The organism is Nocardia sp. NPDC005998 (assembly GCF_040614395.1).
GTDB lineage: Bacteria > Actinomycetota > Actinomycetes > Mycobacteriales > Mycobacteriaceae > Nocardia.
On record NZ_JBEXUI010000016.1, the window covers coordinates 143,051 to 168,237 of the forward strand.

Sequence of the window (25,187 nt, forward strand, 5' to 3'; positions counted from 1 at the left end):
CCGAGCAGGGCGCGGCGCTCCAGGAATTGGCTGAATTGGCTTCGCGGTTACCGTCGGCCGATCTGACGCAGTTGACCTCGGAGCCGATGTGGGCACAGGAGGAGCTGGCGCGGATTTGGCGACCGGACAACCCATTACATGATGCACTCGCTCTGGCAGTAGCCCGGTATCGGGAGGCCACAGTCAACAAGCAGCTGTTCGACGAGTTGGCGGCGTTGTCGCTGATATCCGAGCACTCACTCGAGTACTATCGGCTGCTGAGCGACCACGCCGACTCGGCGGCCGAAGCTATCGCGGTTTTGGGCTCTTTGACCGAGGCCGCCACGGCGCAAGGTATCGACGTGACGGTCTTGCGATTCGCAACGGAGTTTGCCGAACCCGGCGACTCGAATCGTGCGCCGCTGAATACAGCGCTCGTTCGGCAACGCGATATCACTCAGCGCCTCGAACAACTGCGCGCATCCATCGCAGCTGCCCGCTCGACCACTGCGTTGCCCCCCGCGCTGGCCGAGGCGCGGCAGGCATACGCCGCGGCTGTCGAGGAGTTCGGATCCGTCATGCGCCGAGTGCAGGACGGCGCAGCGACACCTGAGCAATACCAGGACGCGCTCGACCGGCTACGGTCGGCCACCGATGACATCTTCGGCCCCGAGCCCATCCCAGACCGACCGCAGGGCGGAATCTTCGAGCTGGAGCATGCCAGGGATTCGGCAGAGGCACATGGCGTTTCGGATCGGAGCACGCCTCATGATGCGCTTCCGGCCGTTGCTGAATTGGACGATGAGGCTCGCCGTGGATTCGAGATGCCACTGGAGGGGGCGCGGGCCGGTGACGCGCTCAAAGCCATGGTTGGGCTTCTGGGGGGTTACTGGCCGGAGAACGCGACGCTTTGGGCGATGCGTGAGGTTGTGCCCGCATTCGTGGTCGGGCTTTCGGGTGTACTGACGTTCGGTGCCCGGATGGAGGATCGCGTTGGTGAACGGCGCCTGGTGTTGTCGGTGGGCGACCAGGACGGTCAGTGGTCCACCGAGTGGACCTTGTTCACGGACCGTGCCCGGGTCTCCGTCCGGTGCCGAGGTAACTCGCAGGCAGCCCGCATAACGGCGATACAGTCCATGACGGGGTTCGGTGCATCTGCGACTGGGTCCGTTCATGCCATGGTTGCGGAGGTCGCGGCCATGTCCTTGCCTGTGGGCACGGAACCGTTGCCCGCGGTGCAGTCGATCCTGGGCGTGCTCGAGGAGTTGGCGGTTGAATGTTCGATCAATGTGCGGGTCGAGGATCGCGACGGCGAACCGGCCGTGGTGTTGTTGGTCAGTGGTCTGGACGGTGAGTGGTCCACAGAATGGACCTTGCCCGCGGACCCGGCCCGATTCTCCGTCCGGTGTCGAGGTGATTCGTCGGAAGGCGTCATCCCGGCGTTGCGGCACATGACATCGGGAGCAGACCTGCTCCTTTATACCTATGGTGAGTTGAGCCAAGGCAACCTCCGCGCTATCGAGGCATTTCCGACTGAGCGGCTGAGTCCTGGTGGTTTCGCGGAGTTGGTCGTTAAGGGCTTGCCCTCGTCGACACGCGTGTACGCGAAGGTCGTCGAATCCGGTGGTGGCGAGTCCGGTGACGCTGTGCGGACGTACACCGAGAGGTTCGGTGCGTTCGGCGTCATTGACCCGATACCGGAACTGTCGACGGACGGTCCCAGTGACTGGGCAGTGGAATTCGCCGACTACTTGTGCGGGCTGGAGGGGCCGGCTGCGGTGGTCAGAGCGTGGCAGCAGGTGGTGTTGCAGGGTCGCGCCGAGGAAGCAATAACTGATCCGCGGATCGGCGAGCTTGCCGGCGTGCCCGTGATGTGGCGGTCCAAAGCCAACAAGCGGCGGCTCGTGCAGGAGCTCGATGGGTCCACGGTGCATCTTGGGCCGAGTCCGGCGGAAATGGCCGCAAAGACCTTGAAGCACCTCGCGACACTATTCCCTGGACTACTGGTAGACCTGCCGTCGTTGGAGCCGATCACATTTTCGGTGGGCTCGGTAGACATCACCGGCCGAATCCTCGCCGGGGCCGTACCGATCGCCACGTATACAGCGGCTGTCGCCGAGCACGACTTGTGTACCGAGCTGGCAGGCCATCCGGATGAGAGCATCTCATGGATAGCGATGTCCCAGCTGACGATGAACCCGCAGCGGTCCAAGATAGATTCTTTCCTGTCCCTGCTGGGCGGAGTCATTGCGAGTCGAGGTCACTATGCGAACGAAGTGATCGGGGAGCGAGTCCCACGTGTGCTGTGGGCCTCTCGTGCAGGGGAAATGCTGGCCGATTCGATTTCGATAGACCCGCAGATTTGGCAAGACTCGCTGAATAAGCTGGGTGTCGAAAAGTCGGTTCGTGACGACGCCGCATCGGATGGCAACGATCCGCTGTCCGCCGAAACCTGGCTGCGGCTGCAGCGCATGCTGTCGGCCGCTACCGTTGCCGCCACCCACTTGGAATTGGCGCGCGCACTCGAAGGGCCGCCCGCCGCAGACGACACCGGGCCTCCACCTCCAACAGGTCGAACATCCGAAGGTGACCAGCCGACCAAGCACGCCTTCTCCCAGCCGTTCGAGGAACGAGAGGCGACGTATGGCGGCGCTGAGCCAGGCTCGGAGACCAGTGCGCACGACAGTAGCGGCCTCCTCAGCGAGAAGCAGATTCGCGGTTACATGTTCGACCCTGATGCCGAGTTCGAAGGCATCAGCTGGGGAACCCCGGACCAGGTCGGACCTGCTCAGGATCGTGGCGATGCTGCGGCCGATCCCGCCCAGCCAGACCCGGATATCGGCCCGTTGTCCTTCGGCCGATTCCCGTCCAACGATCACGGCCGGTTCGACGCCGCGGCGGGCGCTGTCAGCCCGATCGTGGGTCCGCAAGACGTGCCAGACTCCCACCGGATCATCGGCGGCACCGACATCTTCTCGACATTGGCAGGCCAGCCAGACTCAGAGGTGTCCGACCTGAACCTGCGGAGTCGATCCGCGGCGATGCTCGCGGGTCCTCGATCCCGAGGGGACGCCCTCGCGCAGGAGTTATTTCGCGTGCTCCGACCCGGCGCAGTCATTTCCGGGGCGAACGTCTACGGAGGAGCGCAGTACATCGGCGGCCCCGCGCGCATCCGGAATGCGTTGCGTCGGGCCGGGTTCGTTGTGGTGACAGTCACTCAGCACGAAAAGCCGGGCATGGGGCCGGTCTCGTTCAACGCGGTGAAGCCTCCCGTCGATGCCACGCCCGCTGCCCGACACGAGAGTGCCGACCCGAGTCCCGGCGAGCGGGGCGGCGTGCCGCCGTCGGTACACACGATGGAGTTCGACGGCGAACCATCCGCCGACCCGACGATCGTGGCGCAGCGAAGCGCGGCGGCCGAGGAATTCGTCCGTGGTGCGCTGAGCGGAGTCCTTTCGCGCGGTCATATCGATCGAGCCGTAGAGATGGTCCGGACGCCGAACCGGGTCGCGGCCGCGCATGGCGCGGGCGGCCGGTTGGCGATCACGGCCAGCATCGACAGTGCCGAGGTCCGGGTTCGGGTGGCTGTCACGGTGCCGCGGTCGGCGGCGAGCGCCGAGGAATATCGCGACGGCGACGCCGGACGCCGACTCGCCGACTCCTGGCACCACGTCACGCAGGACGATGAGGTGGCCATGGTGCACGATCTGCACGAGCGCCGATATGTCTCGCCGAGGGGAGCACTGTACGCGATCCGACGGCTGAAGGTCACGGCGTTCGAGCCGGACGACAACAGTGACGTGCGCCTGCTCGCCGAACTCGACCAGACGCTCGCGGGGGCGCTGGACCTCGGCGACTCGGATTTACGGCAGCTGTTCGACGACGACAACATGATCGGTGTAGTCGTCGAGCCCGACGGCGACCACGTGTTCGACGGATTCGCCTGGGCGGTCGGCGGCGGCGAAACCTGGTCGATCCAAGGCTGCGGGGTGCGGGCGGGCCCCAGCGACGACCGGTTGGAGCGACAACTGCTTGACGCGGTACTGACCCGCGCGCGGGCAGACGGTGCCACAAGCGTGACGGCAATGGTCTCCGCAGGAGCCGAAGAGTTGATCGCTGTCTACGAATCCCTGGGATTCCGCGTCACCAGCACCACCCGCAGGTCCGACGGTGGATACGAATACCGACTGGCGACAACCCTGTACGAGCCGCCCGCCGCGCCGACCCGGCTGACGTTGGGCGAGGATCTGACGTCCGACGAGGCATTGTCGGCCCTCGCGTCCGAAGCGCCGGGCACCTACTCCGTTGTCGACGCTCCCGCGAGCATTCTGGACGGTGCGTCATCCGAGTTCGATCGGATCCGCGCAGCAGCCGAGTTCGCGCGGGTCCTCCAACATGGCGAACACCCAGCAACGTCCGTCCGGTGGCACTACCGGGGTGTGCTTCGCCTCCACGACGTTCCGTTAGGCGACGAGGTGAGGGCGGCGCTGGCCGATTGCCTTCGTCGCGCCGGATTCACCGATTTCGCGACCGAGCACAACGACGCGGCCGAGGGCATCTACACCGTCGCGCTGAACGAGCATCAGACGCGGCACGTTATCGATCCGGATCGCGGGGCCTCGCAGGTGGCAGCCGTCCGGCCGTTTGTCCAGCGACGCCTCGCCCGGTGGATGGGACCCGAAAATCGGGGTCGGGCCGCCGATATCGCCGCGGACGTGGCCGACCGGCTGCTGACGGACGGCGTCGGCGGCTGGATCGAGGTGAGCGTGTTCGACGACAACGGCATGGTGCGAGCCCACGTCCGGTCGGAGACACCTGCCGGTATCGTCGCCACCTCCGAGATTGTCGAAAACCGAACTCCCGCACCTCTTTCCGGGCCCGACCGACTGTCGTTCGACATTCCCGCGGCCGCAAGCGGCAATGAGCAGGCGGTCGACGACCAACTCGCTGCAGTGGAGCAGTTCACCCGCGCGAAACTCGCCGGGGTGCTGGGCCGCTGTGACATCGACTCGGCTGTGAACACAGTCGTCACCTTGAGCCGCAGGGCGTTTCGTCACGGTCCGGGCGGCAGGCTCGAGATCGCCTCCCATGTGGTTGGTGACGAGGCCCGCGCGCGGTTCACGGTCGTCGACCCGGGAAGCGATGCGAGCGTATACCGCCGCCTTGCCGAAGGTCTCGAGCGCGGTGCCGATGAGTCCGGGCTGACCAGCGACGCCGAGGGCGTCAAGATCTGGTTCGAGTTCGCCGAGACCCGCCACATTTCGCGGGCAGGTGCGGTGTTCATCGTTCGTAAACTGCGCAAGTTCGACCGCGAATGGACCGGGGAAATCGATCCGGAGCGCCTGGTATCGCTCGATGGCGTGGTGTTCGGCGAGCCACCCAGGCCCGGCTATCGGGAGCTCATGGCCGTGGTCAGTCCTTATTACCGGGTCGCCGAACTGCTCGAAGACGACCGCTTGGCCGCATTCGTGAACGTGCCCGTGAGCCCCGGCGGGGAGCACACCTATATCGAGGGCATCGGCGTCCGTCCCGACCTGCACGCCCACGGCCTCGGGCGGGTCATGCTCGCCACAACGCTCGAGGACGCGCGTTCACATGTTGGGGACACTGCGGGTCTCACTGTCTCTCCGGGCAACGAGCAAGCGATCAGGTTGTACGAATCGCTGGGATGGCGTGTCTGCGGCTATGCCGGCCAGGAAGGAGACCTACCGCGATACAACATGCGCGTGAACCTGTTCGAGCCGGACTTGCGACCGACCAGAGCAGTTGTGGGCGAATTGCCGGGCGGCGCGCGACTCGGATCCGGACAACACCACATCGACGTCTCGACCGACCCCGCGACCGCCTTCGCCTCGGAAGCCGACGAGACGTATTGGGGTGTCGACGTTTCCCTGAACTTGGCTGTCGAATTGGCAGGCCCTGGCGGCCCGGCATTGCTGAAACCGCTGCGCCGCATACTGCACACCTACGGTCTGCTGCGCATCCCAAACGTTCCCGACACTCTCCTGGACCCGCGCGCGGTCGATCGGATCCGGAGTGCGCTGGCCCCGAGATTCCACCTGGTGCGGGTAGAAACCGACGAGAACACGCCGGACGGCCCCGTCCACACCATCACCGCGATCAAGGCGAGCGACGAAGAATTCGACGACCACCTCGACCAGAACGAGGGCCTGCTGGATGAGGAGCCTCACTGGCTGGTGATGCGGCAGGACGCAGCGTCGGATGTGGACCCGGACAACGCTGCCGCGGAGGCATGGGATTGGTTGGTCGAACAACTGGACCGATGGCCACCGAATAAGGTCGACGACGCGGGTTCGACACTCGCAGACCTGGTTCAGCATGCCCTCACCGGCAGCGACGGTGAGGTGCGTGTCGGTGTGCGCCGCGAAGGTGTCGCGGGCGCCCGGTCCGTCGAGATCACGGTCCGATTCAACGGTTCTCCGCCAACAGAGTCCATGGATGACGATGGCGATCACGGGCCGATAGCCGTATCCCCACGTGCGGACGGCGAGTCCGGGGTGGACGTGTCGTTCACGCTTCGGGAAGCGCCGGACATGCCCGACGCGCTCGCCGAGATACTTGTCGGGTTCCAATACGTTCGGCTGGCAAAGCCCGATGAACTCGCGATCGCGGTGTCGGTCCATGACAGGCGACGAATTGCGTCGGCGCTCGTACCGCTCGACGGCAACGCAGGTGACCCGACAAAGCGCCGGGGCGGTTTCGAGCGCGAACTGCGTCACCGCGCGAGGGTCAACCAGCCTCGCGCGCGCAGCGGGCAGGACTTCGACTTTGCGTCCTACCGCCTGCATGTGGGCGACGAGGTCGTGGATCTGACTATCTATCCGATGTTCCGGCCCGACTTTGCCGCCGCATGCGACGGTATGGGAATCGCCGACCGCAACGGTTTGACCGTGCCGATGGCCGACTTTGCACACGCGGCGTTCACCCACGTAGAGCGTCGCGCGCCGCAGGAAGACGCCCCGGCTCCGACGGAGCCTGCCTCACCCGACCGAGTCGCTGATGTGGAGTCGGAGCACCCCACCTCACCGGAATTCGAGGCGGACGCGGATAAGCAGTCGCGAGTTCTCGGCGTCACCACCACCACCGACGTTGGAATGGCGGCGGCCACAGGCGCAGAGCCGAACATCGTCGCGAAACAGCCAACCGCGCCGCAAGGCCGCGAGGTGTTCAATCCGGCACGGTGGGCGTGGGCGTGGCAGGGTGCTGAGGAGCGTGCTGGACACTCTCCGTGGACCGCAGAGCCGGAGCCGCATTCTCCGATCGATCCGCGCAACCTGTCGGTCAATCGTTTCAACGAGGGTGTGCCGGAGGGCGCGCCTGTGGACGGTGAGTCAGCAGTGTCCTCGCCGCTGACGAAGCAGGTACTGGCGATAGCGCGGGGCGATCGGGACTCGCTGCGTGAGGTTCAGCGCGGTCTGCGGTCTGCGTTGGGACGCGCGGGGATTGCCCAGGAGTCGGCGACTGCGGTGTTGGTGGCTGTCACGCGTGTCGTGGAGGGTTTCGCGTGGAAAGTATCCGGCAGCGGTGCCCAAGCGCGGGTGGTGTATCTCGAACGCGGCGCGGTAGCGATGGACATTGTCGTCCACAAGGTCATGAATACGAAGGATTTCGCCATTGTCAACAGGGGATTGGCGAATGTGGCTGCTGTGCAGGTTATTCGGTGGCCGAGCCGGGGGCGGACGTTGCTGCGCTTGCACATCGGTCCGACCCGCGATCCGTTCCGGGCGGGCGGCGTGGAGTGGATCGACCCGGACGAGTACCTGCTGGCGTTGTTGGATCGCGTGGCGGTGGACGACGGTATGCGACCGCAAGAAGTGTTTGCTCGCATGCTTGCCCGGCTAAGCCGAGCCCAGGGAGCGTCGATCAGTTCGTTCGGTCGGGCGCTCGGTAAGAACGAAACAATGACACTTCCTGTGGTGCAAGGCGCTCCTCGCGAGAGACTGCGCTGGATGCTGGTCTCCGCGATCGCGAATGTCGAGACCCACCACCGGGCCGCCGCCGTTATCGAGGCAATAGAAGAATTCGCCTACGCCGCATTGCCCGCGGCGCGACTCGCGGCAGAGTTGCGGGCGTTGCGCCAGCGCGCGGGTCTGACTGTCGAGGAGTTGGACGTGCGCCTGGACGTCTCCGTCGGCGAGGTCGAGGAGGCCCGGATCGTGCCGAGCGAGGCCGCGGTTGGCTCCTGGGTCTCGGCATGCGGTGGCAATCTGGACGGCGAACGGCGATTGCTTGCGCTGCGGAACCTCGTCGTGAACCGCTCTGCGGCGGAGGGCGCGGATACCCGAGTTGCCGTTTTCGCACGGCGGCTGCTGCGCGCGGCCCGTGTCGAACCGGCCGACGGAGACGACGCCGAACGTGTCGAAGAAGACTGGGCCGCACTGGAAGCCGATCTCCGCGTGCTCGAGGAACAGTTGTCGGGTGCCGAGCAGCCAGAGCGCGCGCGGCTCGCCGAAATGCGGCAGGCCATCGATGCGCACCTGCGTTTGGAATCGGCCGCCGCCGACCGAAACGTGCATCAGCGCAGGGGCATGCACACCACGCTCGAACTGGTGAACCTGTCGCTGCCATCCCGGAACGGCCTCGAGTTCGCGGTGTCGCGTAATGAGGACGGCACTATTACCGTGACTGTCACATACGCCGGATCTCCGCCTGGTCAGGCGCAGGCGATGTTGGACGACCATGGTCTTGCTCCGTCGCACGTGGAGCTGGTCGATGGCGAACGCCAAACGCTCACCTGGACATGGCCCGAGCCGGTCCTGACCATTCGCCCGACCGAACCGCGAGACCTGACCGGGGTGGGTGGCCTCTCGACGCAGGAGTGGACCGACGACCGCTACACCCCAGTCGTGATCGACAAGGAGGGTGTGCCTGCTGCCTTCGGTTTCGTCCCGTCCGCCGAGACGGAACAGGACGGACCGCCCCCACCGGGTCCGCTGTGGCGAGGTGTGCTCGACGATGCGGGCGACTCGATCGCCGTCGAGTGGCACCTCGATACGGCGGTGTTCGCCGATTTCCTGCACCGCCTAGAACTATCGGGCGATGTCGTGGCGGACCCGGCCAGCGTGCTCGATACGATGCCTGATTTCCAGCGCATCCGGGACCTCGCGGTGTCGCGCGGGCTGACCGAGGTCGACATCGCCGCAACCGGATCCACCGTCGCCTTTACCTTCCACCGTCCGCCGGAAGGTTCGGCCGAGGACCCAGCCGAAGGTGGCATGCCCGAACCGGAAGCGCCCGAGCCAGTCAGCGAACGTGCTCCGCCGGTTGCCGCGTCTACCCAGGCGGCGCTCACCCATGGACAGCGTCGCGCGCCGCAGGAAGACGCCCCGGCTCCGACGGAGCCTGCCTCACCCGACCGGGTCGCCGATGTCGAGTCGGTGCACCCCGCCTCACTGGAATTCGAGGCGGACGCGGGCAATCCTCCTACCGGTTTTGACCACCGCTCGGCTGTGGTGGGGGGTGAGGCGTTTCCGATGCCCGCTCGTGCGGATGGTTTCGCGCGGCCGTTGGGTGACTCTGATCGGGTGAAGCTGGACAAGCTGCGGGAATTCGCCGGTTTGCAGGCTGCGGAGGCGAATCGTGTAGTGGCAGAACTGGGTGCGCATGCGAGTGAGCCGACTGCTGAGGATTGGGCGGAGATTTACGCTGCGGTGACCCGCTGGCGTGCAGGTCTCGAAGCCACACGTTTCGGACAAGGTGTGGCGGTGAGCCGGGAAAGGTTGCTGATCCCGATAACCGATGACGCGCCGAATCGTGACGCAATCGGTGAGGTGGGTCGGTTGCGTGCCGGAGCAGAGTGGAGTGAGCAGCTTCAAACCTATGTCGGTGGTGACGAGACGCCTGCTAGCCGCGTCCTTGCGGACGCCGGTCAACGGGCGGAACTGCGATTCGAAGCCGAAGAAAATGACGGCGACCTGCTGCAGAACACGGTGCGGCTACCAGCCGGTGCCTTGGTTGATGGCAACAGCATCGTTAAGGGCCGCCTAGCGTCTGAGACGGCATTGGACGTGAAGCGCGGCGTTGAGGCGCGGGCCGGTACAGCCAGCAAATTCGACATCGGCGGTGACAAGACGTTCACGGTCAGCGCGAGCGAGCAGAACCGCGCAATGATATTCAGCGCTGCCATGGACGAACTGGCCCGGTACTCCGCTGGCGGCTGCACTACCGAGGTGATGGCCAACGTCGCCTATCTGCTGTATCAATCGCCCCAGATCAAGCGTGGCTCTGATGCGGTAATCAGAACATTCCTGATTGCGGCGTCGGTCTATCTCATGGGACGGCCCTTGGTCATTCCCCACGATATCGATCTGCGCGCCTACACCATGTCGCAAGACGACTTCGTGCAATACCTCCTTTCCCTGCAACCAGATTGGTCGTCCGATGAAGGCTCGTCACCGACACCCGACGATCAGCCATGGCAGGCGCTGACCTCCGCCGTCATCGCCGCCCGGCTCGCCGCACCATCGGAAGGCCATACTTCGTTCCCAGGCGGTCAGCACGTGCGGGCACCAATGACACCGGAAATGCAGGAATTGCTCGGCGCATTGGGAGGTGAGTCAAGCGCCACCGAAGAATTGACAGCTCTACTCGTAGAGCACCTCGGTGAGCCGTTAGTCGAGGCATTGCGTTCGGCCGAGGGTTCTGGGGATGTCAGGTTGATTCATCCGCAGGTATTGCAGTCCGAAGCCCGGATGATGCGGGAAGTCCTGGCTCTCTTGTGGCCGCGATTCGATGCGCTCGGCCGGGGTCGTTGGCATGGTCGGCTCATGCGACTGCTGGATGAGATCGCAGAGTTCGGCTTACTGGCAAGGTACACCGAGCGGTACAACCCGACGGCGGGTGCCAAGACCGAAGTGGACCACGATGGCACCCTCACCATGGAGATCTACAGTTCGCCCGACACGCCATCGGGCACAGAGATGTTCGACCGTGGCTGGGCGGCCGTGCAGGAGCACGTACGGCAATTCATGGCGGTATGGTTGTCGCACACCGGGATGAATGCCGATTTCGATAGCTTCAGCAAAGCGGTCCGGGGCGGGCGTTCACCAGAAGATGCGGCCCTCAACGCCACCTTCTCCGGAAAGATGGCCCGCCGCAAAGGATTCACAGACGTAGTCGTAGAGGCTTCCGGCAATCGCGTGATCGCCACGTACAGCAGGCCAGATGCGATTATTGGACCACCCACCAACGCCGGTTCAGTCGAGGGACCGGGCGATGGGGCGATTCTACTTCAACCGCCGTGGCCGCATCGCTACGACGAGGCCGGAGGCGACTACGGTTCGCAAGCCGTGGAGACCGGCGCGGCCAAGCCTGCGGTTCGGCGGGAATTCACCAAGGACGATTTCATCGCATTGTGGGCGCGCAGGATCGGCCGAGGGTTGACAGCAGCCGAGCTGCGCCTGGTGGACAGCGGGTGTATCGGCATACCCCAGTTGGTTCTCGGCTTGGTCGACGCAGGCGATCGCCTGCCGATGAACCTTGCATTCGGCGACTTCAAGGCGCATCGGCGTGTGATGGTGGCGGAACGCGAATTGGCCCCCGTGGAGATCGCCGAGGAGGTGGTGAGAACGGCCCGCATCGTACTGGCGCGGGCTCAGCGGCTGTTGGCGGTGGCGAGGCAGCGTCCGCCATCCGGCGAAAGTGCCGAGGCGGTGCGCGAGGCCGAAAACGAGGTCGATCGGGCTGCGGCCGCAGTCGTAGCGGCCGAAGGCCACGCTGCGCCAATCGTGTCCGGTCTGGCCGCCGACTATCGCCATGAGTTGGAGAATGTACGAACCGAAGCGAAAATTCGCGGTGGCGAGCGGACATTAGCGCGCGTACTTCGGTGCAAAGCCAAGCTTGAGGCGATTCTCATGGCGCGGCCTGCCGACGCAGTCGAGTTCATGGACCTGGTGCGTCGTGACGACGAGCTGATGTCGCTGTCGAATGTCGACGCGAATCTCCCTGTCTGCGCCCCGGAGGGGTGGGAGATCAAGATATTCGCCAAGCAATTCTGGTCGGCGCAGGACACTGCGAATGTCGCAGACGTGGGCGGCGTGTCGGTCGAGGCGATGACACCGAACGACAGTGTCTTCGTGCCACAGCCGGGCACCGGCCAGGTCGATATGACCGGAGATGATCATCTCGCGAAACCGGGTGGATTCGCCAATTACAACTACGCCTGGTTTGACGAGCAAACCGAGACTTGGTGGCACGCAAACCACAAGGATTACGCAACGTTTCCCGAGGAGGGGATGGACTCCCCGGGGGAAGTCACCTTCTACCAGAGCCCGAGCGCCGACTTTTTCGGCGGATACCCCGACTTCGATAGCACCGTCATCTGGATGGCGTTCGTGCCACGGACCGAGTTGGGCTCGCCTATAGCCGTTTCCGGCCGTTCGGAGGTTGGTCCGATCGTCGGGATCGACCCGGGGAATGCGATGTTCTCGTCGTTCGGTGACGAGCACATCGCCAACAATCACGATCCAGATGACGGGGTGCGTGGTGCGATGGAGGACGGCGGGCGGCTGCGGCTCGAGGTGCAGGGGGTGACGCCCGCCGAAGCGCGCGTGCAGTTCGAGCGGCTGTGGGGACAGCACGGCGCGGAGGTGCGCGTGGTCGCCGTGACGTGGGCTCCCGATTCTCCGGCGGCCCGGCGGCTCGCCTTGCGCGGCGCGGCGAGAGGCGATCAGCTCGAGGTCTCCTGGTCGTATACGGAAGCGCTGGTGCAGGTGCCGGAAGGCCGCCTGCTCGTGGCTTTGCTGCTGCCACACGGATTCGGCGCGTTCGAGGTGCGCGTCGACCGAACCACAGGCGTCGTTGAGCTGATGTTTTATCCGTCGATGCCGTGGTTGACCGAACGCCTGGACGCCGCCGCGGACGACCTGGCCTCCTACGTCGACGGTTCCCCGGCGCAAGCTCTGGCCGAATTGGCAGAGCGTCTCGGCGAGATCTACGCGGTACTGAACGCTCACTTGCTCCCGAGCAGCGACCCATCCATGTCGGATAGGCAAGCAACTGAGCCATATTGGCGGTTGAACCAGAGATTAGGAAGGCTGCAGGCGGAAACGGCTGCCTATCGCGAAATCGAACTCCATATCGGGCCTGCCGACGGGAGGCGAGGCAGACTCGACGTAGAAACAGAGCCGTGGAGCGCCACGGACCTGCAGCAGGTGCGCCGCACCATGGCTGAAGTATTCGCGCTGATCCCGATTGGAATACTGGTCGAGACGGATGTGCGGTTGCTGGAGCGCGAGGGGCAGCTGCGTGTGGTTGTTCTTTATGAGGGCGATCTGCCAGCGGGAGCGGTGGATGCGTTGGGCCGGTTGGAATTCCGCGCCGCGCCCGCCGGACCGACTAGTGGGCACCCGAATTCGTTGGAACGGGTCTTCCGTTGTGCCGACACGACCGAGGTTACCGACACATCCAACACGCAGGCGACCCGTACCGGGGCCGTATCCGTGGTCCGCCGTCGATCCGGCGCGACAGACAACACGGCCACTGAAATCGCGGATCGATTGATGAGCGTGCTCGGTGCCGAATCCGCGGATCGCGCGGGCCTGGATTCCGTGGCGGCTTCGCTGGAGGAGGAATTCGGCACGCGCGAGGGGAACGAGTCCCGGTTGGCGGCGATGCGTCAGTTTGTTGAAGCCTACCCGCGCCTGGCGTCCGCTGGCGCCGACCGAGCGAACGAGGTGCGTTCCACCCTGATTCGGGCGGTGGCCAGACTGTGCCTCGAACTCGGGCGGGACGACGAGATCTCACTGTCAGTCGACCATTACGAAGACCGTCGGATCGCGGTGGCCGTTGTGCACGGGCAGTCGGTGATCTCGAATGAACTCGCGGACGAGCTGGACCGGCTGGGTCTATCCCAGGCGACCGTCAAATTGTCCGACGCTCACGATCAAGTCGAATACGTATGGCGCCCGCACGACCTCATCCCGCTTGACGAGGCGAGCACCGAGTCGAAATCGCTTGCGGCGCAGCAGGCGAGACGGCGGGACGAACGGCTGAGATTGTCAGCCGCTGTGCTCGAAGCGATCCGGGAAACGCCGGACTACCAAGAACCTGCCCAGCGCGCGGCGACGGCGATACTTGCGGAAGTGCCACTTGGCAAGCAGGTCTCCTGGACGGTCCACTTCGAACCGGAATCACAGCAGCTGGAACTCCAGTTCCGCTACGACCAGCCTGAGATTCCGCCTGCCCGCCTGGCCTCAGCACTGCAAGAGCTGCCAGTCCTGTCGGCATCGGATTACAGCACGAGCGAGGGCAGTCAGATGCTCGACGTTGTCCTGCGGCTAGAGCACGGCTCTGGCGACACCATGGCCGACGATGCTGCGCTGCGCAAAGCAACCGACTCCGAGCGGCCTGCGATGGAAGTAGCGCCGGGCCCCTCGGAGCCTGGTGTCCAGGAGGGCATTCTGGAAAAGAAGGCCACTCCGGTGGATGTTGCGCTATCGCCGGAACCGCAGCCGCAGGCAGGCGTCCACGTGGTCACGCGCGCCGGAAATCAGGGTAAGGCGCAAGACGAATCCGCCGCCTGTGCCCAGGCTACGACTGCGGCGGGGGAGGCGAGGGTTGTCGTGGTCGCCGCTGGTGTGTCGTTCACGCCGCGTGCCGAGCGTGCGGCGGCTGCGGCGGTGAATTCCGCAGACGACATCGCGGAAGCCTTGACGCAAGGCCACACCGCCCTCGCCGCACAGCGCATCGGGTTCCGTGCTGCTGCCGATGCCGTTTCCGCCACCGCGACCGATGGTGCCGAGAGCGAGTTCTCGCCGACGACCGACTACACCTCAGCGGTCGTCGAGCCGAATGGGCGCATCACGGTGGCCTGGACAGGGCGCGGCGCGGTGTATTTCGTGCCGGAAGTCGGCAGCTCCAATCGCACCTGCCTTCTCACCAGACCTGATCGGGTCGGTCCTTATCTCACGCGCTCCATCGCCGCAGGCGAGGCCTATCGGCCGCATGAGCTGACGTTCACCCCTCCCATGGCCGGCTGGGTGATCGTGTGCAGCAGTGGTCTTTCCGAGTGTTTCCCCGATCCCGAGGTGATCTGGAAATGGCGGTTCGGCAGCTCCGACGCGGCCGAGGTCGCGGCGGCAGTGGCCGTTCACGCCGACAAGCCCGCTGTGACACCCGAGGGCGGCCGCCCCACCATCACCGTTGGTGTGGCGAAAGTGCCGGATCCACCCGAAAACCGGCCGTCATCCTACGCGGCCAACGTGCAGCCCGTGACCGCGGCGTCGATCGCCCCGCTGGTCGGGATGTTGCGCCGACTCGACCCCGCCGCCGATCCCGACGAATTGGCCTCCGCGCTGGTCGCGCTCGGCCTCGTGACCCCTCCACACGCGCCCGCGCCGGGTGAATCCGAGGTGGATCCGCTTGCGCCCGAGGCGTTTCCGGACGCGATTGTCGAGCCGCTAATGCGCCTCGACGGGCCGATGCTGAGCCTGAATGTGCGCGCCGACGAGCGCATGCTGTCCGGTGAGGCGATGTTCGGCCCCTTCCTGGACGGTCCGGACATGCGGGATGTGCATACTGTCCGCAAGACGTGGACTGCGGACCAGTACCAAAACGGGATAGCCGACGATTTCGTCGTCCGCATTCTCGCCGAGCATGGGTTCACGGTGATCGGCGAAACCGAGTACAGCGTTGACGGCTCCGTGACCGTGGCATTCCACCAGCCCAGCTGGACCGCATGGGCCACCACACCGACAGTTGCGCCCAACCCGCAGGAACCAGTCGGCGACAACCCGGCCGCGGCCGCGAGACGGATTGTGCGTGCACAGGTGTCGGGCTGGCCGCCGGAGCGTCGCGACGACGCTGAACTAGTCATGACGGAGCTGTTCGCGCTCGCGGACGAGCCGGTGACCGAGCAGGAACTCACGATGGTCGAACGTCCCCAACGCGAGCCGGTCTCGGTGTCCGGTGCGATGGTGGATGGTCCCGACGGACCTGCGCTGCGGTTGACGGTATCGCCGTTGGGTGAGCGCGCGGGTACCGCGCGCGGCGAGATGATGGCGTCGATCTTCGGGAGTCTGTGCAATCGATGGGGTGCCGACGAGCAGGGCGGGTTGTGGTTCGAGCTGGACCAGGATCCGCCGTCTGAATGGTCGGGGCCGCCGCGCACCACCGAACCGGCCGCGCTGCGCAAGCAGCAGGTGACCACCCTCGCCAGCATCCCGACGTGGAACGAAGTAGTCGAACGGCTCACGCGTGCCGACGATCCCGACCGACTCGACCTTCCCGCGCTCGCATTCGCGCTGCGGGCGCGGAAGGAGTTCAGGCGGAAGGGCAGGCAACCAGCACTCGAGCGAGCTGTGGCGACTGTCACCGAGCGGCTGAGTGTGGCACGCCAACGCGTATTGGAGATGCTCGCACCGCTATTGACCGGCACCTACGGCGACGGTCTTCGGCTCGCCAACGGCGACGTCGACATCGATGTGAGCTTCGAGGTGCTGATCTCCACCGAGAACCGACGCAAAATGCAGGTCCTGCCCGACTCGTGGGACGAGCCCGCGCTCACGATCAAGCTCTCCGCGAATGTATACGACGGTGACCGGGAGGTCGGCCAGGTTCGGATCGACCTGCGGCAGGTAAAGGACGATCGATGGATTGTTGACGACGGGCTGATCCACCTCGCGGAGGATGTGCGTGGGCGCAGGTTCGGGTCGGCCTACACCGGGACGACGTTCGCCTGGCTGCGCGCGTCCGGGGTGCACGCGCGGTATGTGCACACGGCGTCCGACGACCGCAACCGCGACGGCGGATTGTTCTGGGCGCTCATGGGGTACGACTGGGATCCGCGGCCCGCTCGAGTCGCCCACACGGTGCGCAACCTCCATGCCAGAATCGCCTGGCTCCTCGACAACGAAACCGACCTGTCCGACGACGACCGCGCCGACTTGGAAGTGCTGCGCATCAAGCTGAAGGGCCCGGCATCGGGGTACCCGAGCCTGCCCGACATCGCCGCAGGCATCTTCGACCCCGCCTCCGACCGCGCGCACTCTGCACTCGGGCACCACATCATGAATCGCTTGCGGTGGAACGGCGTCTTCTACCCCGCCGAGCAAGACCAGTCGCTGGCAGGTTCAGCCGGGAGCGAGGCTCCCGACGGCAGGACCACCGACGCCGCCACAGGTGAGCCGAGCATCGACGCGAAAGAATCATCCGCCCCGCAGGGGCGCGCGGTGTTCGGTCCGGCGTTGTGGGCGGGTGCCGAGGAGCGGGCCGGGCGCTCCCCGTGGTCCGGAGAGCAGGAGCCGCGTTCACTGATCGATCCGCGCAATCTGTCGGTCAATCGTTTCAACGAGGGTGTGCCGGAAGGTGATTCGTCGTGGTCGGAGCTTATCGCGGGTGTGCCGTCGGTGGATGCGATGTATGGCGAGCTGGTGGTGTGGGCGTACCGGGAGGCTGATCCGCGTGCATTGGCCGAGCGGCTCCATGACGACGCGGTGCGGGTGTGGAACGCATTCAAGGAGGGGAAGCCTGCTCCACCCGCGGTGGTGCGTGCCGTTGCCCGTGCTGTCAACGTCGTGTTGGACCGGCTGATTATGGATGTGTCGGACCGTCGGCCTCCCTGGCAGGAGCAGGTGGTCGGCCGGCCGGAGCCGCCTGCGCTGGTCAAGGGTGCCGGGGGTTACCTCGGCGGGGTCGCTGTCCTGCATCAGCTCGCGAGCGATGTGTTCAATCTGGCGGGGTCGTTGACCGTCGAGCTACCGCAGCGGCTGGACGTGGCCGACCCGAGTTGGCCGATGGGGTACCTGAGCGAGCTTCCCTACGCGCTGCGCATGTTGCTCGTCATGCTGGCCGCACAACCGGCGGGCGAGTCGGGATACGCACGGCGGAGCCGCCTGCGGCGCGATTTCTGGGTTGGCTTCAGCGACGTCGCTGCTTACTACACCAGGGACCGACGAGTCCACGGTATTAGCTGGTCAGAGAAGGCCGACGGGTATCTCGAGGAGCGCGTCGGTTACGACGATGGCACCGTGGCGGCGTTGGCGGCGTTGCCCACGGCCAGGTCGGACTTCGAGACGGCCACACGTGGGACGGGGCAGTTCGCTGCGGCGGCTTCCGACTTCATCGGTCACCTCGGGATTGTTCTCCGTCATGTCGTGCCTCATACGTGTGACGAGGATTTCGTCCGCGATGTGGTTGGTCAGACCAAGAGGGCGTTCGAAGAGATCGGCGAGCTCTTGGGGGACACACGTGTGCCGGTGGTAAGGGTGCTGGAGATGGTGACACCCTTGGATTCGGTATTGAACGGGGGAAAGAGCCATGAGAAGACGCTGCGCGAACTGTCTTGGGAACACCTCGGAAACCCCGAAGCAAGGTCCGATCTGCTGGCGTTTCTCTGGGCGAGCCGGATGGAACTCGACGAACTCGCACACGCCGCTGGTGTCTTTCTGTCGGAGGTCCAGGAACCTGCCGAGCACTCCCCGTCGACCGTCGGGGCTGCTCAGGCGGACGGGCACCCCGAAGACGACTCGCCTGCTGCCCGCCTCGACCGCGATATCGCCGCTTTCGCAGCGGATGTCGCCTCGACCGTCACGGAGCGGGTCACGGACCCTCGGGCGTCGGAGGTGATCAACTACTGGTTGTCGACGAGACTGCGCGGCCTCGAACGCGAATGCCGCAGGCAGTACGAGCTGTTGACCGATATCGGTAGTCTGGACCGACCTGACCTCAGCGCCGAGCAGATAGCGGTGCAATCCACCGAATACGCTGTCCGCGAGGGTGTGTTGCATTGGATGCGGGAAGGACTCGACGCCCGCATGTCAGTGGCCGATATGCTCCCTGACGCGTCGATCAGCCACGTGGTCCGCATTCAGCGGATCATTGCCGATGCGTTGGTCGTGATGCCCGATGACTCATGGCCTCGGGTTTACGTGGATCGTTACGAAGACGGTTGTGTCATCATCACTTTCGAGCACGATCACGGTGCCATCCCGGCGGAGACGGTGGGCGTGCTCGATCTCGCCGAGACCCCGTGGACCGACACGGTCGTCGAGGACGGGCAACGCTGCCTCGAGTTCGCTTTCACCTCGGACCGTGCGCACTTGTCCGAGTTCGAGGCACCTATCGTCGTGGCGGATCGTCGGATCCGCCGTATGGTGAACCGCGTTTCGCCGGTGCGCCGTCGTCTAGCGAACATCCGCCGTCCGCGACGCATCTACCCTGTCGACGCCGAAGTCGCTAAACTGCGCTCCGCGACGGTGACAGTTCGAGGCTCCCTCGAGGACCTACGCGTGCACCGATTGGATGAGCGGATACGGCTGTTCAAGCTCGTTGACGAGGTCACTGAAGCCTGGCCGAGGTCGCACCGGGACGTCGCTCAGCAGGCGGCCGCCACCATGCTCACCGCCATTCCGCTCAGTCGTCGCGTTACTTTCGGGACTGAAGAGCACATGGGACCGACGGGACCCGAGCTGAAGCTCACCATCACCCACGCCGACTACACAACGCCCCGTCACCGCCTTGTGACCACCTTGACGGCGCTGGGTGCACGCTGGCGGGAATTCACCTCAGACGAAGGCGTCGGTTGTTCCATCGAGGCCTACCTGCCGTGCGTCCCTCGCGCCGGTCCGGACAGCGACGGGAACGGCGATTCGGCAGATGGTCCCATTGGACCGCGGGATTCGCGCGGACCGGACGGTGTCGACGCCCCGCTTGCCCACGAATTCCGGGGCGATCTCCTGCCGCAAGGGCGGGCCGTTACGTCGGGTAGCTCGGCACAGCCCGAGGGGAGGTCCGAACCGGATGCCGATGACCCCGATACCGGGATCACCGAGCACCATCCGTCGGCCTGGTCCGCCATCAGCATTCACGGTCATGCCGCGAGTTCGCCGAACGGCCTCATCGGCACCACGGCGGTCAGGCAGGCGCTGCGCGGCCGGATCGCGGTGGCGGGGGACGATCATGAGCCAGAGCCGCCCGGGCGCGGCGGTCGTTCGGGCGCAGCCGATTTCGGCGTCGAGTCGAACGAAGACGCGGTAGCGGGCGGCGGCGCGGGCACACCAGGCGTGCTCTCGGGCAGCGGGTTCGCCGACGAGCCGAATGAGTGGCTGGGGCCGATACTCGCAATGCTGGATGAAACCCGGCTCAGTCGTGTGATTCTCAACTTCCTACGCGAAAAGCGCATCGAGATAGCACCGGATACGCGCGGTTTGTCACTGGTGCGTGCGGCGGACACTATTGGCCGCGGAGTGTATTTCGACCCGGAGCGCATGCAGGTCACCGTTGCGCGCGACGCACGCGACGAGAACGGCAACGTCGTAGCGCGCGACATTGCTGCTCAGGCCTTGGATTTGGTGGACGCGGCCGAACAACTGAGGGTGCATCTGGAATACGAGCCCGGTCCGTGGCAGCTGGATCGTGACATTTTCGTCGAATACGCCGCAGTCGGGATGCTGCTGGCGAGGCGCACGCGCGCGGCGTTCGCGGCCGAACTGAGCACGGCGGGCCACCAGGTTCCCATGGGCCACGTGGAGGTCGACGAGTCCGAAGTAACTCGATACCGGCAGTGGCTTGGCCGCGACTGGGATCGCGCACACGGCTTCACTCCCGAGTATCAGTACGAGGGCATTCAGGCGCACCTGCCGTCGCTTTCGACCACGACATCGTTGTGGCCCTTGGAGGAACGGCGACGCGCTGTGGTCAACGAGCATCGGCTGCTCGGTGAGCGGCTCGCCGAACTCGGCGCATCCGGAGTGGATTCGGAAATCGCCGAGCAGTGGCGTCGCCGCAGGATCGAACTCGCAGGCCACAACAGGCGACTGGAACTCGAGATCAGTGGTCTCGTTTCACGGGATGTGCTGCAACGCATGCAGGCCGAGAACCCGCTGGCACAGATCGTCGGTGACCATGTGCTGTGCTTGCCGGGCGAGACCATGGTCGTCGGGACGGAGGCGGACTTCCCTCGGATCCCGTCGTTCCTCGCCGAGCCGGGCGCGGCCGCCGAATGGGATGGCGTCCGATCGTTCCGACGTCTGCATGGCATGCTGCCGTTGGGTGTGTACTCCGAATCCCTCGCGCTGCCCTGGTCGTTGCACGCGGTGCCGGACGACACCGCGTGGAACGGTGAGCCGCGCAATACACGTCCAGGCTTCGAGTTCTGTCCGCAGTATGAGCCGGTGCTCGACGCGGAAATAGCGGAACTCGAGCGTATCCGGAACATGCTGCACGACATCCACCTGCAGATCCAGGCCGGTGTCAACCCACTTCTGCACGCCGTGCGGTGGCAGGACTTCACACCGCACCAGCGGCGGTTGGCCATACGAGGGTGCCCGCTCGAGGTGATGCGCTACCCGGGGCCGAACTGGGACGAAATCCGGTTCATGTCACTGCACGTCCTGATCCCGGAGGCGCAGGACGAAATCAAACGCGGCTTCGGTGATGTGCCTGACGCGGTGAAGCACGCGTGGGATCGCTTCCGCGACAACACGGTACGGGCGATGCGGCGCGCCATGGAGAAAATTGCCGCGCTGCCGGAGGGGACCGACTGTCCTGAGCCGCGTTTCGGGCGGTTGGTGTTCGATCCCCTCGACCCCGGCAGTGCGCGAGTGCCACTGCTGTTCGGCGCACCGGAGAACAACCTCAGGTTGTGGCGCTACGACGCGACCTCGCCCATATCGCCATCGGCCGAGCCGGAACGTGCCGTGGACGCGGTGCTGGCCATGCACGCCGTGGTCGTCGAAGATGGAGTCGATTCGATCACGAGCGTGATGGTGATGCAGGCGGAGGGGATCGTCGCCGATTTGGTTCGCGACTTGCGGGCACTGACCAATCTACCATTGCAGAGGCACATCCTGATCGGCGTCGGCCCGGAAGCGGCCATCGCGATGTCGCAAAGCCACGCGCTCGCGAACCGTCCCCGTGTCGCGGTCGTCCACCTCAATCCCGGGCCCGAACACGATGCGGCATTCGCGGAGATCACCAAGTCGTACCGAGCGAGCGGAGACCGCGGCCTCGGGTGGGACCCGGATGTGGCGGCGTGCGCCGTGCGGTGGCTTTCGTCCAACTACCCAGGCATGCCCGGCGATTTCGTGAACCCGCTGGACGTGATCTGGCAGCCCGACCCGGTCTTCCCGTGGCTACGTGCGTTCGCGCAGGACGATGCCGATCGATTCGAGGCGATGTACCCGGTGGTCGACGCGGTGCTGTCGTTCTACCACACGCGCAACGAGCAGGGATTCGCCGATCTGTGGCTGTCGTTGACGTTCGACCAGCGCACGTTCTTGACGCAGTGGTTCGGCTACGCCGTCGCCCAATTCGAGGCCGCAGATCTTGTCGCACGCAACAGCGCCATTCACAGTTTCGCCCACCCCGACCTTCCCGGGAACAGCCTCGCGTGGATCGAGGCCGCACCGGAACGGATCGCCGCGGTCCGAGACCAGCTGCGCCTCGGTCTGGAGGGCCTGCACACCCTTGCGGAACAGCAGCCGATCGGTGCGGTGTCCGGCAGACGGCTGAAATTCACCGGCATCGAGGTTGGTGCCACCGAAGCGGGTGACCGGCTAGAGGTGACCGTCGGCGACGATAGGGTGGCTCCGGGGGTTCTCGTGGTCGCGGCGCAACCACTAGAGCAGCTCACTGAGGCCGTCTCGACCGCACTCGAGATCCGCAGGGCGACAGTCGAAGCCGGTTGGCCTCGTACACTTGGCCTGGCACTGCAACGCAGCGGTTCCCCACGGCTCTTGCCGACGTATACCGACGCCGTGGCCTATGGCACGGACAGCGCGCGAATGCTGCTGGAAGCCCTGCGCCGCCCAGGTGCGGCAGCGGGCATCGCACGGATCGTGCTCGTGAACGCACATCGCCTGACCGCGGATGACGCAAGTGGAATCGATTCGGGATCGGTGTATTTCGTCTATTCCGGTGCGCAGGGAAGCGTCCCCGAGGGATTCGCTGCGGCGTCGGTCGCACACGTCGCCCCGGAGGACCTCCTCGCCTATGTCGGTCGAATCGTCTCGGCCGCACCTACTTCCGAGGCCGTGGCCGAGGTGGCCGAGCTGGAGGAGACGTTGGCGTTGGGCAGCGCACCATACGTGTCCCAGGCTGACATCGCGCGGCTGGGCGCGGCACGGGCATGCCCCGATCTCGTGCGTGACTTCCTCGTCGAGATGGGCGCTAGGTTAGGGGAATTCACCGAGAAAGGCGCGTTCGACGAGGTCGTCTTCGACCATTTCGAGCAGATATTGGACTGCGCGTTCCTCCCGCTATTGGCGTACCCCGGTAGGGCCGCCTTCGAGGCGTTATTCCAGACTCTGATCCCCGACGCGGACGACCCGCGCGAGGATTCGGTCGACGCGATCGTGTGGCTCGAAGAACTCGGCTTCGTGGAGGGCCGTCGGTTGCCCTACCACGCGGCGGCGGCACGATGGCACCAAACCCGCCACAGCGACGACGGAGCGGAGCTGCCCGCCGGGGTGTACGTGCACGACCCCGCCCGATGCGCCGATCCGAACGACGCCCGAAACGGTATTCCCTTCGACCGTTGGGACCCGCCTTCAAACCTGAGGGAGTTGGCGGTCAGCTCATGGCGGAAAGACGAATTCGGCGTGCTGCGTGCCCTCGTGCCCTACGCGAACGGTGCAGAGTACCCAGAGCGGATTCTGCTGCAGCGCGACGAGCCCGTCGCGCTGACCGCAGGCTACCTCCGCGTCCTCAGCCGATCCCGAATTCACCGCGCCCTCGGTTTTCCTCCGGCACCGTCTCCCGCCGAACACCACCCCTCGCTGCCCACAACCGACGTCCACGCCTCATCCAGCTATATAGCGGCAAAACCTGGGCGAGCCATCATGGGCCGGATCGACCTGAATGCTCCCACGCGTGCGTCGAGATCCGCAGGCTCGCCGGACGAAGGCACTTCAGAAGGTGCGTCAACGAGTGAGTCGAGGCCCATTGGTGAGCGCGCGCCGGACAGCGCGGCGGCTCGCGGATCCGGAGGCGGCGCGGGCGGGTCCCGGATCTGGGACGGCGGAGCTGCCGATGAGCGGCCGATGCCGTGGCAGAACGTTGATACGCGGCGGCGGGGGAAGTACGCGATCGGAACACCCGGCGGCGTCGACGAGTTGGTCGGTCGCTTCGTCGGCGGGACACATCGGCCGGTCGCGGTGAGCGACTTGCCGGACCTGGACGCGTCGGCACCGTATGTGCCGCAACGCGACCCGCGGCGAGGGTGCCCGGAAGACGCTCGCCAGGCGATGAACGCCGCAGGCGCGCAGATCATGCCTTTCACGGAAACCGGCGAGTTCGGGGAAGTGACGCAGATGCATTTCGAGGCGACGACCGCAGGAGCCTTCGTACCGCCAATCATCCACGAGTCCATCCGCGCGGCCTGCGACAACTTGGCCGCCGAGATCGACGACTCCCAGCGATCGGGTGCGATCCCGGCAGAGCAGCAGGTCGATGCCGCGTTCCTATTGGAAGAACTTCGGGTCGACGGTATCCCACTCGATCAGCACGTCAGCGTGATGCGCTGGTTCGGCGAGCGCGAATCCGACAGCGGCGAAATCCTTCCGGAGGGCATCTACGTTATCGACCTGCTTCGATACCCCGAGGAGGGGGCCGAAGGAGTTCCCTACGATCGATGGGAACCGGACGGACGGACGGTGTCGGTGGCGCGGATGGACTACGTCCGCACCGATCCCGACAACGCCGCTCTCGCGCCACGCTACACGCCTGCCGACGCGGATCGGTTGTTCCCACGGCAGCGTGCGTGGTTGTCGGACCGGCCGATCGCCGTGTCGCAGCGCAAGCTCGACGAGGGGCTGTTCGATCCACAGTCCGGCGAGAAGCAGGACTACGGACGAGATTTCGCTGCCCTCGAACGCGATCTGATCATGCTCGGCGATGGCGCGCGGGCCCATGTTTATGAGGACGCGGGCGGCACCACGATCCGGTACGAAATCCGCGTCGTGCGCGATCGTGTCGAACGCACCTCCCAAAGTTTCGGTACCTCCCAAAGTCTCGGCACGTCCACGTTGCACGCCGTCCTGTTCGACGGCCGAGGTCGGGCGATGAACCCTACGTCGGAATGGGTCGCTGAAATGGGGTCGGTCATCGCGGATTTGGCAAGTGGCGTCGGGCCGCTCGGCCATGGCTTCGATGACCCCTACACAGCCCTGTCGCCCGCGAATTGGCGACGGACGCTACGTATCTGGAACGAGCTGCTGGCCCACGACGAGGCAGACCTACGGGCAGCGCTC

At 65.5% G+C, this 25,187-nt stretch carries 1 protein-coding gene (cut by both window edges); it reads left to right on the plus strand.

The whole window is internal to a GNAT family N-acetyltransferase gene (locus ABZ293_RS22425; RefSeq protein ID WP_355183441.1) on the plus strand: the coding sequence, 77,217 nt in all, runs 39,805 nt past the left edge and 12,225 nt past the right edge, and what appears here is coding positions 39,806-64,992 (codon 13,269, partial, through codon 21,664, complete); the first codon wholly inside the window starts at nt 3. Both codon boundaries (start and stop) fall beyond the window edges.